The organism is Alterinioella sp. (genome assembly GCF_058343375.1).
On record NZ_JBTUJH010000078.1, the window covers coordinates 1 to 15,894 of the forward strand.

At 63.4% G+C, this 15,894-nt stretch carries 15 protein-coding genes, 1 tRNA gene and 1 other RNA gene; 10 read left to right on the forward strand and 7 right to left on the reverse strand.

Features of this window, described 5'->3' with window-relative positions; translation table 11 throughout:
* On the forward strand, nt 1–495 hold the full coding sequence (locus ACW8PS_RS11275) for an Lrp/AsnC family transcriptional regulator (RefSeq protein ID WP_491527511.1): 495 nt from the start codon (nt 1–3) through the stop codon (nt 493–495).
* A 108-nt stretch (nt 496–603) separates the two neighbouring features.
* Nucleotides 604–1,713, forward strand: coding sequence for a saccharopine dehydrogenase family protein (locus ACW8PS_RS11280; RefSeq protein WP_491527512.1), 1,110 nt, complete (start codon nt 604–606; stop codon nt 1,711–1,713).
* A 17-nt stretch (nt 1,714–1,730) separates the two neighbouring features.
* On the opposite strand, the gene ACW8PS_RS11285 is transcribed toward ACW8PS_RS11280, so the two are convergent.
* Nucleotides 1,731–1,807: transfer RNA gene (locus ACW8PS_RS11285), tRNA-His, on the reverse strand.
* Nucleotides 1,808–2,016: 209 nt separating this feature from the next.
* Here ACW8PS_RS11285 and ACW8PS_RS11290 point away from each other — a divergent pair.
* Nucleotides 2,017–2,208, forward strand: a complete 192-nt coding sequence (locus ACW8PS_RS11290) for a DUF6324 family protein (protein WP_491527513.1) — start codon at nt 2,017–2,019, stop codon at nt 2,206–2,208.
* Nucleotides 2,209–2,631: 423 nt separating this feature from the next.
* Nucleotides 2,632–2,787, forward strand: a non-coding RNA gene (gene ssrS / locus ACW8PS_RS11295) — 6S RNA.
* Nucleotides 2,788–2,911: 124 nt separating this feature from the next.
* Here the strand turns inward: ssrS and ACW8PS_RS11300 are convergent.
* A complete protein-coding gene (locus tag ACW8PS_RS11300) occupies nt 2,912–3,229 on the reverse strand; it encodes a hypothetical protein (protein ID WP_491527514.1) in 318 nt (105 codons plus the stop codon).
* A 252-nt stretch (nt 3,230–3,481) separates the two neighbouring features.
* Here ACW8PS_RS11300 and ACW8PS_RS11305 point away from each other — a divergent pair, with 252 nt between their 5' ends.
* The gene (locus tag ACW8PS_RS11305) at nt 3,482–5,056 is read left to right on the forward strand and encodes a zinc-binding metallopeptidase family protein (RefSeq protein WP_491527515.1); all 1,575 of its coding nucleotides are present in this window, start codon (nt 3,482–3,484) and stop codon (nt 5,054–5,056) included.
* Between the two features lie 143 nt (nt 5,057–5,199).
* Nucleotides 5,200–5,949 (forward strand): methyltransferase family protein, encoded by a 750-nt coding sequence (locus tag ACW8PS_RS11310; RefSeq protein WP_491527516.1) that lies wholly within the window; start codon nt 5,200–5,202, stop codon nt 5,947–5,949.
* A 42-nt stretch (nt 5,950–5,991) separates the two neighbouring features.
* Here the strand turns inward: ACW8PS_RS11310 and nusB are convergent, their stop codons facing one another.
* From nusB to ribB, 3 genes are read right to left on the reverse strand one after another with little or no spacing between them, the layout of a single operon-like run.
* Nucleotides 5,992–6,477 carry a transcription antitermination factor NusB gene (gene nusB, locus ACW8PS_RS11315; protein WP_491527517.1) on the reverse strand — a complete coding sequence of 162 codons (486 nt, stop codon included), beginning with the start codon at nt 6,475–6,477 and terminating at the stop codon, nt 5,992–5,994.
* Nucleotides 6,474–7,025, reverse strand: coding sequence for a 6,7-dimethyl-8-ribityllumazine synthase (locus ACW8PS_RS11320; RefSeq protein ID WP_491527518.1), 552 nt, complete (start codon nt 7,023–7,025; stop codon nt 6,474–6,476). The genes nusB and ACW8PS_RS11320 overlap by 4 nt, the downstream gene beginning before the upstream one ends.
* 3 nt (nt 7,026–7,028) lie before the next feature.
* The gene (gene ribB, locus ACW8PS_RS11325) at nt 7,029–8,150 is read right to left on the reverse strand and encodes a 3,4-dihydroxy-2-butanone-4-phosphate synthase (RefSeq protein ID WP_491527519.1); all 1,122 of its coding nucleotides are present in this window, start codon (nt 8,148–8,150) and stop codon (nt 7,029–7,031) included.
* A gap of 145 nt (nt 8,151–8,295) precedes the next feature.
* Between ribB and ACW8PS_RS11330 the strand changes: the two genes are divergently transcribed.
* The gene (locus ACW8PS_RS11330; protein WP_491527521.1) at nt 8,296–9,348 is read left to right on the forward strand and encodes a proline racemase family protein; all 1,053 of its coding nucleotides are present in this window, start codon (nt 8,296–8,298) and stop codon (nt 9,346–9,348) included.
* Nucleotides 9,349–9,422: 74 nt separating this feature from the next.
* Here ACW8PS_RS11330 and ACW8PS_RS11335 read toward each other — a convergent pair whose 3' ends face one another.
* Both ACW8PS_RS11335 and ACW8PS_RS11340 read right to left on the reverse strand, forming a co-directional pair.
* Nucleotides 9,423–9,998: a hypothetical protein gene (locus ACW8PS_RS11335; RefSeq protein ID WP_491527522.1), complete on the reverse strand. Its 576-nt coding sequence runs from the start codon at nt 9,996–9,998 to the stop codon at nt 9,423–9,425.
* A 91-nt stretch (nt 9,999–10,089) separates the two neighbouring features.
* Complete coding sequence (locus ACW8PS_RS11340) at nt 10,090–10,686, reverse strand: riboflavin synthase (RefSeq protein ID WP_491527523.1); 597 nt, start codon at nt 10,684–10,686, stop codon at nt 10,090–10,092.
* Nucleotides 10,687–11,141: 455 nt separating this feature from the next.
* On the opposite strand from ACW8PS_RS11340, the gene ACW8PS_RS11345 reads away from it, so the two are divergent.
* The 3 genes from ACW8PS_RS11345 (at nt 11,142) to ACW8PS_RS11355 (ending at nt 15,734) form a co-directional block, all read left to right on the forward strand.
* Entirely contained in the window at nt 11,142–12,452 is a 1,311-nt protein-coding gene (locus ACW8PS_RS11345; protein WP_491527524.1) for a capsule polysaccharide biogenesis protein, read from the forward strand.
* A gap of 83 nt (nt 12,453–12,535) precedes the next feature.
* On the forward strand, nt 12,536–13,675 hold the full coding sequence (locus ACW8PS_RS11350; protein WP_491527525.1) for a polysaccharide biosynthesis/export family protein: 1,140 nt from the start codon (nt 12,536–12,538) through the stop codon (nt 13,673–13,675).
* A 10-nt stretch (nt 13,676–13,685) separates the two neighbouring features.
* Nucleotides 13,686–15,734 (forward strand): capsule polysaccharide biogenesis protein, encoded by a 2,049-nt coding sequence (locus tag ACW8PS_RS11355; protein ID WP_491527526.1) that lies wholly within the window; start codon nt 13,686–13,688, stop codon nt 15,732–15,734.
* The last annotated feature ends 160 nt before the right edge of the window (nt 15,735–15,894 follow it).

A 15,894-nucleotide genomic window follows, 5' to 3' on the forward strand; every position in this document is an offset into this window, starting at 1 on the left:
ATGCGAGACGCCCTGGATCGACGCATCATCCGCGCCCTGCAACGCAATGCGCGCGAGTCCACCACGAATATAGCGCAGCAGCTGCAGGTGGCCCGCTCGACCGTGCATGAACGCATTGCACGGATGGAAAAGGACGGCACGATTGCGGGCTATTCGGTGGTTCTCAGCCGCACGCCCGGCGAAGAAACCGTGCAAATTCTGATGTTTCTGGAAATCCGCCAACAAGATACCCGCAAGATCCTGCAACGGCTCTCGACCTATCCCGAAATTCAGCTCTGTTTCTCGATCAATGGTGAATTTGACCTGTTCCTGTCGGCCGAGGCCCCGCGCATCGAGGATCTGGACATTCTGGTCGATGAGATCGGCGAAATACCGGGTGTGGTGCGCACCAACACATCTGTTGTGTTCGGGCGCAAATTTGATCGCAGGCAAGCCGATACCGAAGACCGGATCGCGCGACAAAGGCGGGGTCTGTCAGACAGACGCCCTGACTGATCCGGCAAAATGCCTGAAATTCCGCAAAACCCGACAATTCGGCGGGGGACGCAGGCGCGCATTTGCCGTCAGACTTGGTCAAAAGCAACACCAAAAAGGAGGCCAGCCATGCGCAACTGGACCGTCTGCATCGTGGGCGCGGGCAAGATCGGTGCCATGATCGCCGAGTTTCTGCACCGTTCGCCGAATTACTCCGTGACACTGGCCGATTCCGATCTGGCCAATCTGACCAAGGTGCAAAAAGCCGGGTTCAACGTGCAGCAGGTCGATGCCGGCGATACCGATACGCTGGCGGCGGCACTGACGGGCTTTGATGCGGTGGTCAGCGCGGCACCGTTTTTCCTGACCCCCATGATTGCGGCGGCCGCCAAGATGGCGGGGGCGCATTATTTCGACCTGACCGAGGATGTCACCGCCACCGAAGCGGTGCGCGATCTGGCGAAGGACGCCAAAACCGCCTTCATGCCGCAATGTGGCCTGGCACCGGGCTTTGTCGGCATCGCGGGGGCCAGCCTTGCCGCCACATTCGACAGGCTCGACACGCTGGCGCTGCGGGTCGGCGCGCTGCCGCTTTATCCGACCAACGCGCTGAAATACAATCTGACCTGGTCGACCGACGGGCTGATCAACGAATATTGCAACCCCTGCGACGTGATCGAAAACGGCAAACCCGCCAAGGCGGCCCCGTTGCAGGATCTGGACATGATCAGCGTCGATGGCGTCGATTACGAATGTTTCAACACATCCGGCGGGCTCGGCACCCTGACCGAGACCCTGACCGACAAGGCGCGCCACGTCTCCTATCGCACCATCCGCTATCCCGGTCATTGCGAGATCATCAAGCTGCTGCTCAAGGATCTGCGCCTGGAAAGCCGCCGCGACCTGCTGCGCGACGTGTTCGAGACGGCGCTGCCGCGCACCGATCAGGATGTGGTGCTGGTGTTCTGCACCGCCACCGGCTGGATCGACGGCGAATATCGCGAGAAAAGTTTCATCAACAAATCGGTGGCACGCGAGATCAGCGGCAAGACCTGGAGCGCGATCCAGATCACCACCGCCTCGGGCGTTTGCGGCGTGATGGATCTGATGCGCATGGGCCGCTTGCCGAATGCAGGTTTTGTGCGCCAGGAACAGGTCGCACTGGCCGATTTCATGGCCACCGAGTTCGGCCAGAATTACGGCAAGGGCGCGGTGACCGGGCTGGATGTGGCGGCCTGAGCCCGGGATACGAAAGGTGGTACCGCCTCCCCGGCTTGAACGGGGGACCTCTGGATCCACAATCCAGCGCTCTAACCAACTGAGCTAAGGCGGCACTGGCGCGGGGGATACCCAAGCGCGCAATGGATTGCAAGCCTTCTGTCAGCTCAGATCGGCCTCTTTTCACGCCTGGCGGGCATGGGGTTGCATGTCGTCATCATGTGTCGGCAGGATCGCTTCAATCCGGTGTGTCGGGCAATTTCGCTTGAAGCAGCCCGGCCCGGAGGTTACCTGCGGGCTATTCCTGTTCAGCCGGAGGGTATCATGGGCATCAACAGTGACAGCGACATGGCCGCGAATTTGCAGATCGGGCCGACCTCGATGGGGATGGTGCGGATCTATGTCGAAGCCGAAGGCGTCGATCTGCCGCTGGATTTCGAGCCGGAAGAGGCGCTGGAAATCGCCGAAGAGCTGCGTGTGGCTGCCGAAGCGGTGCGCAAGGGGGCCAGGCGCTGAACAAGGCGGGAGGACCGGGAGCGAGAGGCGCTGCCCCTCGCGCTCCCCGAGGTATTTTTGCCAAGATGAAGCGCAATTTTAGTTATAGCGCGTCGCGCCTGATCGGATTCGAGCATTCATCACCCGGACCGAGGCAGCGTTCGCGCAATCGAATGCGTTCGGGTCGGCCGGTGAATTCGATTTGGCGCGACGCGCTCTAAATTGTCCCGGTTTTCGGAACGGGGCAGGCCTGCGGGCAATGCCGGTGCATTTCCCGATCAGCACTTTGCGCCGGGCCGCTGCAGGTTTTACTTTATAGCGCGTCATAGGCATCGGCGATGATCGGGCCGCTGGTCTCGGGCAGCGGCAGCCGCATCACGCTGACCCATCAGGGGCTGACGCCCCTTGCCCCGGCCCCCTGCACGCCCTATGTCAGATCACAGGCGGGGTCTGCCCTTCCCGTGATGGGGCAATATTCCAGCGGCCTTAAACAATTCCAAGGGAGCTGGCTCTGTTCGGACCGTGGTCCGTTTACCTGGTGCCCACCTGTACATACAGGTCCCCGGAATTCGACACCCCCACGGTTGTGGTGGCCCCGCCGCATTATTTCCTGTCCTCAGCGGCGTTCGCGCCGCCCTTGGGATCCGCGAAGACGCGGGGCAGGCAGGAACACGCGCGAACCCGCATTGCGGCCCGGTTTATCCCAGGTAGAACCCGATACGCGTTAACCGCGCCGCGAGGGTTGCGCGCGATGCACCGTGATTGCCACCATATCCGACGCCGGCACGCCATCGCGCTTTCCGCCCTTGGGGGTGTCATCCACATCGCCCATCGTCATGATCACATATCCGATCTGGACCGACCCGAATGTGATCCCGCCAAACACCACCAGCATGATCACGGCAATCGGTCCCTCAGCGGTATTCGTCACCAGATGCCACAGATTGGCGATGTTGAAATACAAGATCATCGCCGTGAAGGCCCCGGAAATGCCAAAACCGATGGCCGCGTGTTTCATGATCATGCGGATATGGGCGGGCATCATGGGCACTCCTTGACGTTGTCAATCAACTTAGCAGCGCGCGCGCAGGCTGCAAGCGTCGAAATCGTCGCAACCCCGATTTGCAAGGCATTTCGCTTGCCGCAGGCCACCCCGGATGGCTAAAGCACTTCTGAAAATAGCTGAGCCAGGGTGCATCGCTTGGACCGCGTTGAAATCCTTGATTGCAGGCAGCGTCAAGGGGGTCATGTTTTCCGAGACGTGCTATAGCCTTGCGCCAAGGGGGAACCGAAAATGGACATGGCAAAGGAAACCGCACGCAAATCCGTTGCCGCCCGGATGGATGAGATCTCGGATTGGACCCGGGCAATCTGGGACTTCGGCGAAACCGCATGGCGCGAATACAGATCCTGCGCCTTCTATGTCGATCTGCTGCGCCGCGAAGGGTTCGAGGTCGAAGAAGGCTCCGCCGGAATGCCCACCGCCTTCTGCGCCACATGGGCCAATGGTGACGGGCCGACGATCGGCACCTATGCCGAATATGATGGCATCCCCGGCAATTGTCAGGCGGCCGAACCACGCCAGATGCCGCGCGCAGGGCTTGGCCCCCATGCCGGTGGCCATACCGATCCGCATTCGGCGCTTGGCATGGGCGCGCTTGGCGGGTTTCTGGCCGCCAAATCCGCGATGCAGACCCATGACATCAGGGGCCGCCTCAAATTCTTCGGCGAACCGGCCGAAAAGCTTCGCGGCTCAAAACCGATCCACGCGGCGGCGGGCTATTATGATGATCTCGATGCCGCGATCAGCTTTCACCCCTTCTACATGGCCCCCTATTGCAACACCGTGCGGTGGGATACGCATTGCGGCGTGGGCTATGGCGTCATCTATGAATTTACCTGCGATGCGCCGGAAACCTGGATGGCGGGCGGTGATGCCTCGCCCATTCCCGCCAGCCACGCCGCTGCCCGCGCGCCGGGGGCAACGGACGCGATGGTGCAGATGTATCAATCGGCCAAGGGCTTGCGCGAACATATCATGGCACCGGGGCAAAGCTGGTCGATGAATGAAACCATTCTGGCCCACGGCCAGGCCACAGCCGATAACATCCCGGCGCAGATGGCCCAGATCATGTATTTCATCCGCATTTCCGAAGTGGCGGAAGCCGATCACATCATTCGTGGCCTCGATCATTTCGCCGAAGCCGCGGCCCGGCTCTGCCATTGCAATTGGCGCAGGCACTGGGTGGCAAAATCACGCCCCGGCCTGCCCAACCACATCTTGGCGCGCGCCACCTATGCCAATCTGCAAACCGTCGGCGCGCCGCAATGGGGCGCAGAGGCCGCCGATTTCGCCCGCGCCATCCAACACGAGCTGGGCCTCGATGAAATGGCGGAGCCGTTCCTGCCGATGATATCGGAGCTGATCGACCCCGAAGAGGCCGAGGCCCGGATCCGCGAAACCCTGGCCCCCGCGCAGCGCCATTTCACATCCGATGACTATACCGAATATTGCTGGCACGCGCCAACGGTGCGGCTTTACCTGGGCCGCCCCGCATTGGCCGCCCCGCCCGGCTTCGCCTATCCGGCCTGGGCGATGAATGCGCTTGGCGGGCATGGCCCCTGCATTGATCCGATGACGCGGGTCGCGGCGCAGGTGGTGGCGATGACGGCGCTCGATTGCCTGACCGACCCGGCCATGTTGACCGCGGCGCAGGAAGAATTCCGCGACCGCACCGGCGGCGGTATCGGTGGCACCAACTGGCTGGCCCCGCTTTGCGATTATGCCCCGCCGATCAATTTCCGCTGGCCCGAATACATCACCACCGCGCGCGGAACCGATTGGGTGATCCCGACCGTCGAAGCATAGAAGAATTTTCCAGAAAATTCTTCCGCCAAACAGATTTTTCCAGAAAAATCTGGCCGCAAAAACGGCAGGGAACAGCGCATGACCAATTTTATTTGTTTACGTCAACGCCGTTCTGTCTAGGATCGCGAAAAAGAGGTAACCCCATGTTGATGAACGACCATTTCGCCAAAAGCGGGGCCACGCTGTTTCGGTGGCGCAGTTTTGTTCTGGGCGCTTTCCTGCCCTTCGTGGCCTATGCGATCTGGCGCGGTGAGCGGGTCGAGATCCAGTTCGGCGAATTTGTCGGCGAGATTTACGAGGCGATCACCCTGACCATGATCTTCGCCGGTCTGGCCATTCGCGCCTATACGGTCGGGCATGTCCCGGCCGGCACATCGGGGCGCAACACGCGCGGTCAGGTGGCAAATTCACTGAACACGACCGGCATTTATTCGGTGCTGCGCAACCCGCTCTATCTGGGCAATGCGATCACCTATATCGGCGTCGCGCTTTACCCGCAGACCCTGTTTCTGGGCGTCGCCATGGCGCTGATCCTGGTGATCTATTTCGAACGTATCATCGCCGCCGAGGAAAAGTTTCTCGTCAAGACCTTCGGGCAGACCTATACCGACTGGGCCAGCAAGACGCCCGCCTTCATCCCCATTTTCCGCAACTGGCAGCCCCCTGCCCTGCCCTTCAAATGGCGCAGCGTGGTGCGGCGCGAACATCCGACCTGGCTTGGGGCCATCAGCCTGATCTATCTGCTGGAGCTGGGGTCAACATATGTCGAAGGTGAAGAAGCGCTGTCACAGGCCTATGGCCTGCACGCGCTGTTCATCCTTGCCGTCATCGCGCAGCTCACCATTGTCTGGCTCAAGAAAAACACCCGGTTTTTCGTGGTCGAGGGGCGCTAAGCCACGTCTTGGCAACCGGTAATCGGGTCACATGGCGCGGGGTCAAAACGCCTCGGGCCTGGCTTCGCGCGCCATGTGATCCAGCACGGCATTCACAAATTTGGGTTCACGCCCTTCGGGAAAGAACGCCCGCGCCACATCGACATATTCGTTGATCACCACGCGTGGCGGCGTGTCCGATTGCGTCAGCTCCGCCCCGGCCACGCGAAACAGCGCCCGGATGGTCGGATCGATCCGCGCGATCGGCCATTTCTCCACCAGCGCCCGGTCGGTCATCTGGTCGATCGGGGCCTGCCAGTTGACGGTATCTTCCAGCAGCTTGCGAAACAGCGTCACATCGCCCTCGACCAGTGCCGCGCCCGCCACCTCTTCGCCAAAGCGGTAGGTTTCAAACTCCACCCGCACTTTTTCGACAGTCTGGCCCGAGGCCTCCATCTGAAACAGCGCCTGCACGGCATAAAGCCGCGCCGCCGATTTCATCTGGCGTTTTTCTTCCCGGCTCGGGCCTGAGGGGGGCGCTGTGCTCATGCGGTTTGTGGTCCTTCTGCATCGCCCGCGATCAAAATCTCTTCGCCGCGCGGCTTGAATCCGATGCCGCCTTTAGGCCGCCCCATCGCCCGCGTCAACGCAATCAGGTGCAAAGCCGCCGCCGCAGCGCCGCCGCCCTTGTTCTGCGCCGCCGGATCGGCCCGCACTTCCGCCTGGGCGCGGGTCTCGACCGTCAGGATGCCATTGCCGATACAGGCCCCGTCCAGCCCCAGCAGTTGCAGCGCCCGGCTGCTGTCATTGCAGACCGTCTCGTAATGCGTGGTCTCGCCCCGGATCACGCAGCCAAGCGCCACGAACCCGTCGAAATTGGCCTGGGCATGGGCGATGGATATGGCGGTCGGAACCTCCAGCGCGCCGGGCATCTCGATGATCTCATAAGTGGCCCCGGCCTGGCGTAGCGTGGCCACCGCACCGGCCAGCAGATGATCGGCGATATCGTGGTAATAGGGTGCCACGACAATCAGCAGCTTCACCGGCCTGTCAAATTCGGGCAGCGCCAGCATGTGGTGGGTTTCAGATCCGGCCATGGCTCAGCTTTCCTTCATGATCGGGCGGGTGCCGACGATGGAGAGGCCAAAGGCATCCAGCCCCAGATATCTGGTTTGCGGAGAATCGGTCAGCAGGATCAACTTTTCCACCCCCAGTTTCGACAATATCTGCGCCCCCAGGCCGGTATGTTTGATGGTCCGCGGGCCCTCGTCATCATGGGCATAGAGGCTGTGGCGCGGCTGGCGAAACAGACAGACCGCCCCGCGCCCCTCAGCGGCGACCTTTTCCATCGCGGCCTGCAATTCATGCGCCGGTTTGGGGCCAAGCCCCAACAGGTCCGAGGCCTCATGCAGCGCATGGGTGCGCACCAGAACCGGCTCGGGCGTGGTGATGTCGCCCTTGATCATCACCACATGTTCCACGCCATGGGTCTGATCGGTGAAGATCCGCATGTCCCAAATGCCGCCAAATTCGGAAGTGACGGTTTCGCGGGCGGTCTCGACCACCAGATTGTCATTGCGCGAGCGATAGGCGATCAGATCCGAAATGGTGCCGATCTTCAGCCCATGCGTTTTGGCATAGCCGACCAGATCGGGCAGCCGCGCCATGGAGCCGTCCTCGCGCATGATCTCGCAGATCACCGAGGCCGGGTAATGCCCGGCCAGCCGCGCCACATCGCAACCGGCCTCGGTATGACCGGCGCGCACCAGCACGCCGCCGCGCCGGGCGCGCAACGGAAATACATGCCCCGGCGTGGCAATATCGGCCGCCCCCGCCTGCGGGTTGATCGCGGTCGCCACCGTCAGCGCCCGGTCGGCGGCCGAAATGCCGGTGGTGACACCTTCGCGCGCCTCGATCGACACCGTAAAGGCGGTTTCATGGCGCGATGAATTATGCATCGCCATCATCGGCAGGCCCAATTCCTCGACCCGTTCGGCAGGCAGGGTCAGGCAGATCAGACCACGGCCATGCGTGGCCATGAAATTGATCGCATCGGCACTGGCAAAGCCCGCCGGGATCACCAGATCGCCCTCATTCTCGCGATCCTCGTGATCGACCAGTATGAACATCTGTCCCTGGCGCGCGGTCTCGATGATCTCTTCGATCGGCGCGATGGCACCGGAAAAATCGGTTTCGACGGGTCCGGGGGTTTCAAAACTCATGCGCGGGGGTCTCCGGTTTGCTGGCACCGGCAATAGCGCAGCCCATCGCAAGGCGCCAGAGCCCTTCCCGGCGAAAACCGGTCTGGACAGGACGCAGCCCCCAGCCCTAGCCTGTGTTTCACCGGATCCCGAAAGGAACCCGCCCATGCGCATGTCCCGAATGATCACGGCGGTCGAGGCCCATGCCGAGGGCGAGCCGGGTCGCGTCATTACCGGCGGTCTGCCGCCGATCCCGGGCGCATCGGTCTTCGAGAAAATGCAGTGGCTGGAGGCTGAGGGCGATCATATCCGCAAGCTGATGCTGCGCGAGCCGCGCGGCAACCCGGTGCTGTGCTGCAATGCGCTGGTGGAGCCCTGCGATCCGCGCGCCGATGCCGGCTTTGTGATCATGGAACAATCGGAATACCCGCCAATGTCGGGGTCAAACACCATCTGCGTCGTCACGGTGCTGCTGGAAACCGGCATCCTGGCGATGGTGGAACCTGTGACCGAGCTGACACTGGAGGCCCCTGCCGGGCTGATCCGGGTGCGCGCCGATTGCGCGCGCGGCAAGGTCACGCGCGTGACCTTCCGAAACCTGCCCGCCTTTGCGCTGCATCTGGATGCCGAGATAGCGGTGCCGGGCTTTGGCAAGGCGCGCGTCGATATCGCCTGGGGCGGCATGTTTTTCGTGATCGCCGAGGCGGCGCAGTTCGGCTTGGATCTGAGCCCCGAGACCGGGGCTGACACGGTGCGCATGTCCGAGGCGCTGCGCCGCGCCGCCGCGGAACAACTGCCCGTGACCCACCCCGAGAACGCCGCGATAACCGGCCCCACGATTGCGCAATTGACCGCCCCGCCCACCGGGCCCGGAGCGCATGGGCGCAGCGCTGTCACGGTGTCAAACGCGGGGCCTCATACGCGCCCCGGGGCAGCCTCGGGCGCGCTGGACCGGTCCCCCTGCGGCACCGGCACCTGCGCCAAACTGGCCTGCCTGCATGCACGCGGCCTGCTGGATCCGGGGCAGGATTACGTCAATGAGGGGCCATTGGGGACCACCTTCACCGGTCGGATTGAGGAGGTGACGACAGTTGGCGATTACCCCGCGATTGTCCCGACGCTTTCGGGGCAGGCGTGGATTTACGGCATTTCGCAGCACTTGCTCGATCCCGGCGATCCTTTTCCCGAGGGCTTCACGCTTGGCGATATCTGGGGTTGAGACGGACGGGGTTTCGAATTGCTGCGCAATCCGACCGGTTGGGGGGCCAGCCCCCCAAACCCCCCGAGGTATTTTTACCAAGATGAAAGAGAAAAGAATTTGTCTGCCGGAATGATGCCCGCCAGCTTTCCGGCGGCGCACCATTCGCGTTCCACGGCGGTGGCCGGGATCAACACGGTGCCATCGGGCGGCAATCCCTGGGCCTGCAGGCTGGCGCGAATGCGGTCGCGCATCGCCGGCCAGCTTTCGGTGAAACCGGGGGCGCGGGTTGCGGCCTCCAGCAGATCCGGGTTTTGCGCCAGCACGGCGGCGGGATCGGTGGGCAGGTGAATGGCCGCGACACGGGTGGCGGCAGAGCCGAGCACGCGCAACCGGTCTGCCCTGCTGGCGGGCATCGTGATGCGGCTCCGGCCCAGATCCAACGCATTGCCCGAGAACAGGAAGGCCACCACATCATGACCGCTGGCGGCCCGGATCGAGGCATAGGCGGTATAATCAATGCCAAGCCGTTTCGCCCGCGCCACCCGGACCCGCAATATTTCAATCGGCAGGGTTTTCAGCAGCGATTTTCGCGCCTTGCCCCAGGCATGTTTGCGAAAGCCAAAGCCCGGTTCCAGGCTGGGGCCGCTATTATGTCCGATGGAGCTCATACAGCTCAGGCTATGGGCCCGCGCCGCGCCAGACCAGTGCGGGCGGTCTGAAAACACCCCCCGATCCCGAACTGCCCGTTTTGTCAGCGCATCAACCGGCCCAATCCTGCAACCGCGCCACATAGCGGGCCAGCGTGTCAATCTCCAGATTGATCCGGTCGCCTTGTTTCACATCGCCCCAGGTCGTCACCTGCCGGGTATGCGGAATGAGGTTCACGCCAAACCGGCAGCCATCGACATCGTTCACCGTCAGCGAGGTGCCGCTCAACGCAACCGAGCCTTTGGGCGCGATGAACCGGGCCAGCGCGTCGGGGGCCGCCAACGTGACCCGCGTGCTGTCGCCTTCCTGCGCCATTGCCACCACCTCGGCCACACCATCGACATGGCCCGACACGATATGGCCGCCCAATTCATCCCCCACCCGCAAGGCACGTTCCAGATTGATGCGTTTGCCGGCGGTCCAGCCATCCTGCCCGATATTGGTTTTCGACACGGTCTCGGCCGAAATATCGACATCGAACCAGTCCGGCCCAAGCGCCACCGCAGTCAGGCAGACCCCGTCACAGGCGATCGAGGCCCCGATCTCGATGCTGGCCGTGTCATAGCCGGTGGCGATGCGGGCGCGCAGATCGCCACGCGCCTCCAGCCGGGTGACGCGGCCGATATCGGTGATGATGCCAGTAAACATTGCGGGCCCTCTTGCTTGCCTGACATGACTTAGCGTCAGGACCCATTAATCCTGCGTCACTGGCGCGTTCGTCGGGAAATTGATCCCCCGGATCAATTTCTTATCCTCCTTACTTGCCGAAATATCAGTGGTTTGGATCGCGCCGTCAATGGTGGCTCCATTTTCAAGCGCGCCGAAACGCTGAGATGATGGCAAATCAGCGTCCTTTCGGATTTGACGGATTTTCCCCCTGACCGCGTTGCGGGGCTTTGAAAATCAACCAGATTTACATGCGCCCCGCGCCTTGTCAGAGAAAAAATCTGTCAAACCAGTGATGCAGGATTAAGGGGTCCTGACGCTGGCCGCCCGGCTTTGCCCAGACAAGCCCCGCACGATGCCACATTCCGGGCCAAAACCGGCCCTCATGGTGCCATTGGGCCGTGCAAAAACGGACGCGACCCGCTACCACAGCATTCATGATCACGAGGCCTCCTGTGCCAATCACGGCCGCAGAAAACCGTTCCTTCCTGTTTTTACAGGGCCCGCATGGGCCTTTCTTCCACCAATTGGGCAAGATGTTGCGCGCGGCGGGGGCCGATGTCTGGCGCGTCGGGTTCAACCAGGGCGACAGCGCCTTCTGGTATCACCGGCCCAGCTATATCGCCTATCGCGGCACGGTCGAGAACTGGCCGGCCCGGTTCGCCGATCTCCTGGTCGAGAAAAAAACCACCGATGTGGTGCTCTATGGCGATACCAGGCCGATCCATGCCCATGCCGTGGCCATAGCGCGCGATCTGGGCCTGGCCGTGCATGTGTTCGAGGAAGGCTACCTGCGCCCCTATTGGGTGACCTATGAACGCGGCGGGGCCAATGGCCATTCGCGGCTGATGACAACATCCGTGGCGCAGATGCGCCGCGCGCTGAAGGGGCTGGACCTGGATCTGCCCGATGCGCCGGCGCGCTGGGGCGACATGCGCCAGCACATCTTTTACGGCGCGCTCTACCATTGGTTCGTGATGTTCCTGAACCTCACCTACCGCAATTTCCGGCCACATCGAAACATCACCGTCGCGCGTGAATTTCGCCTCTATCTGCGCCGCATGGCGCTGATGCCGATCCACTCGATCCTACGCATGGTCGCGACATGGCGGATCAAGACCGGCGGCTTTCCCTATCATCTGGCGCTGTTGCAGCTTGAACATGACGCCTCGTTCCAGCAACACGGGCCGTTCGCAACCATGACCGATTTCCTGGTGATGCTGATCGAAGGCTTTGCCGCCGGTGCGCCGCAGCATCATCATCTGGTGTTGAAATCGCACCCGCTGGAGGATGGCCGCGTGCCACTGCGCCGGGTGATTGCCCGGATCGCCCGCGAAAGGGGCGTGGCAGATCGCGTCCATTACGTGCGCGGCGGCAAACTGGCCCGGCTGCTCGACGATGCCCGCAGCGCCGTCACCGTCAATTCCACCGCCGCCCAACAGGCGCTCTGGCGCGGGCTGCCGCTCAAGGCCTTTGGCACGGCGGTCTATCTGAAACCGGAATTTGTCTCGACCCAGGCCCTCGATGATTTCTTCCAGACCCCGAACCGCCCCGACAGTCGCGCCTATCGCGATTATCGCCATTACCTGCTGGAGACCTCGCAGATCACCGGCAGCTTCTATTCGGCGCGCGGGCGGCGGCAATTGCTGCGCCAGGTGGTCGATATGATGCTCTCGCCCGAGGACCCCTATGAGGCGCTGAATGCCGGCCGACCGGCACCAAGGCAACACCTGCGGGTGGTGAAATAACAAAATCTGGCCTTGGCGGGATTTATTCGCTAAAGTCGCAAAAAAATAAACGAGGCAGTACAGGCAATAAGGAGCGGAATTCCGTGAAATCGCTGACTTCCCGAAGGGCGCGGTTCGTCGCTCTTTTGGTGGTTGTGTCGCTGGTGGCCCAATGTGGCCTGCTACCGCGATCCGGCCCCAACCGTAATGAACTTTTCCAGGGCTCGGTGCAGCGCCAGGGCGACGCCTTTGTCGTCGCCGTCAATGACCGCGTGCTGCGCGCCACATCCGTGGTCGAATCACTTGGCTTTTCCGAAGAGTTCATCAATGCAGGCACACTTGGCTCGGATGTGATCCGACCCGGCGACACGCTGTCGCTTGCCATCTGGGAAAACGTGACCGACCCGCTGCTTGGCGCGACCGGCACCCCCAGCACCGTGCTCGATGAGGTCCAGGTCGACGGCTCGGGCTTCATTTTCATCCCCTATGCGGGCCGGGTCCGGGCGGCCGGCAACACGCCCGATGCCCTGCGCCAGATCATCACCCGCAATCTCGATGAACAGACCCCTGATCCGCAGATCATCGTGCGCCGTGTGGCGGGCGATGGCGCAACGGTCTCGGTCGTCGGTGCGGTTGGCAGCCAGGGTGTCTTTGCCATTGAGCGGCCCACACGCACCCTGTCGGCGATGCTGGCACGCGCCGGCGGTGTCGCCATCGAGGCCGAGATTGCCCAGATCACCGTCGTGCGCGGCGATCATTCCGGCACCATCTGGTTCGAGGATCTCTATTCCAACCCGGAACTTGATATCGCCCTGCGCGCCGGCGACCGGATCCTGGTCGAGGAAGATCAGCGCACCTTTACCGCGCTCGGTGCCACCAATGTCCAGACCCGGGTGCCGTTTGACACCCAGACGATTTCGGCCATCGAGGCGATTGCCACCGTCGGCGGCCTGAACCCCAGCCTGGCCGATCCCACCGGTGTCTTCATCCTGCGGAATGAACCCGAATCGATTGCCCGCGCCGTGCTTGGCCGCAACGATATCACCGGCACGCAGCGCTTCATCTATGTGCTGGATCTGACCGCGCCAACCGGCATGTTCGAGGCCCGCGATTTCGTGATCCGGGATGAGGATACGCTCTATGTGACGCTGGCCCCGTTTGCCCAGTGGAACCAGGTTATCGGCGCGCTGACCGGCACGCTTGGCACCGCAGGCTCGATCAGCAGCCTGGCCTCCGGCGGCTAGGGCTGCTCTGATGCAGGGCTCCAGCCCGAACACGCCCGCCGGGGATCACCCCCGGCGGGCGTTCTATTTCAACGGTGGATTTCTGACCAATACCCGGGTGCGCCGCATCCTGCGGCTGGCCGGGTTTGACCTTCGGCTTGGCAAACCGGGGCCGGGCGATGATATTCTGGTCTGGGGCCACAGCCGCTATGCCGCGCGCGGCGAGGCCGCGGCCAAAGCCACCGGCGGGCATATCGTGCGGGTCGAGGATGCCTTTCTGCGCTCCCTGCATCCGGGCCGCGATGGCGAGCCGCCGCTCGGCCTGACCATTGACCGGCGCGGGGCCTGGTTCGACAGCCGCCAGCCCAGCGATCTGGAACATATGCTGGCGACGCATCCGCTGGATGATACCGCGCTGCTGGACCGGGCCCGCGACGCCATTGCCCGGATGGTCGAAAACCACCTGACCAAATACGCCGCCGTCGATCCCATGATTGCGCCGCCCGCGCCGGGCTATGTTCTGGTGATCGACCAGACACAGGGCGACGCCTCGATCCGGCTTGGCGGGGCCCGGGCATCCACTTTCCGCGATATGCTGGTCCATGCAAGGCTGGAAAACCCCGGCTGCCGGATCGTGATCAAGACCCACCCCGAAACCCGCGCCGGCCACCGGCCGGGCCATTTCGGTGCCGAGGATTGCAGCGCCGGGATCACGCTTTGCACCGATCCGATCTCGCCCTGGCGGCTGATGGAAGGTGCGGTGGCGGTCTATGCGGTCACCTCGCAACTGGGGTTCGAGGCCATATTCGCGGGCCACAGGCCGCGCATCTTCGGCCAGCCCTTCTATGCCGGCTGGGGCCTGACCGACGACCGCAATCCGGTCGCCCGGCGCATACGGGTGCTGACCCGGGCACAGCTTTTCGCCGCGGTGATGCTGGAATACCCGGTCTGGTTTGACCCCTATCACGACCGCCTCGGCCGGTTCGAGGATGTCTTGGGCGCGCTGGAGGCCCGCGCCCGGGCCTGGCGCGAGGATCGCTTTGGCCATGTCGCCCTGGGCATGCGGGCCTGGAAACGCGCGCCCTTGCAAAAGCTGTTCGGCGCGTCCGGCGCGACCTTGCGCTTTGCCAGAACACCGCAGGCCGCAATGGCGTTGCGGCGGCCCATCATGGTCTGGGCAGGCCAGGAAACCGCCGCCATCCGCGCGGCTTGCGAAGGCACGCCGCTGACCCGGATCGAGGACGGTTTTCTGCGCTCGCGCGGGTTGGGGGCCGATCTGGTGCCGCCGCTCAGCCTGGTGTCGGATGATCTCGGCATCTATTACGACCCGACCCGACCCAGCCGGCTGGAAGCCCTGATCGCGGGCGCCGCCACCCTGCCCGCCGCCCGCCTGCGCCGGGCCGAGGCCCTGATGGAGGCGCTGATCCGAACCGGGCTCAGCAAATATAATGTCGGGGCGGCACCGGCGCTGGACCTGCCCCGGGGCCGCGATGTGGTGCTGGTGCCCGGCCAGGTCGAGGATGACGCCTCGATCCGGCTTGGTGCCGGCGATATCCGGACCAATCTTGACCTGTTGCGACGCGCCCGCGCGCTGCACCCGCAGGCCTTTGTGATCTACAAGCCCCATCCCGATGTCGAGGCCGGCCTGCGCGAGGGGCGGATCGCGGCGACGGAACTGGACGCTCTGGCCGATCTGGTGGCGGAAAATACCGATCCCGTGGCACTGATTTCACGCGCAGCCCATGTCGTCACGATAACCTCGCTGCTGGGGTTCGAGGCGCTGCTGCGCGGCGTGCCCGTCACCTGTCTTGGCGCGCCCTTCTATGCCGGATGGGGTCTGACGCGGGATCTCGGCCCGGTGCCCGCGCGCCGCAACGCACGGCCCTCGCTGGCGGCCCTCACCCATGCCGTTCTGATTTCCTATCCGCGCTATTTCGACCCCGTCACCGGCACCGCCTGCCCGGTGGAAATTGCCGTCGACCGGCTGGCCGATGATACGATCCCGCGCCCGGCCATCCGGCTCAGGGCGCTGGCAAAGCTGCAAGGCTGGTTCGCCGGATATGCGTATCTGTGGCGTTGAGGCGGGGGGGCGTGCTTCGGCAGGCCCCTCCGGAGCCCTTCTCAGCCCGCGTTGCCACCCGATGGGCGAAAGCGACGCGCGGCCATGGCAGCGGGTGGGATCTGCCCGCCGGATCGGGATCTGGATATTTGAGGCGCAAAGAAGCCGGCAAGGGTTCGGC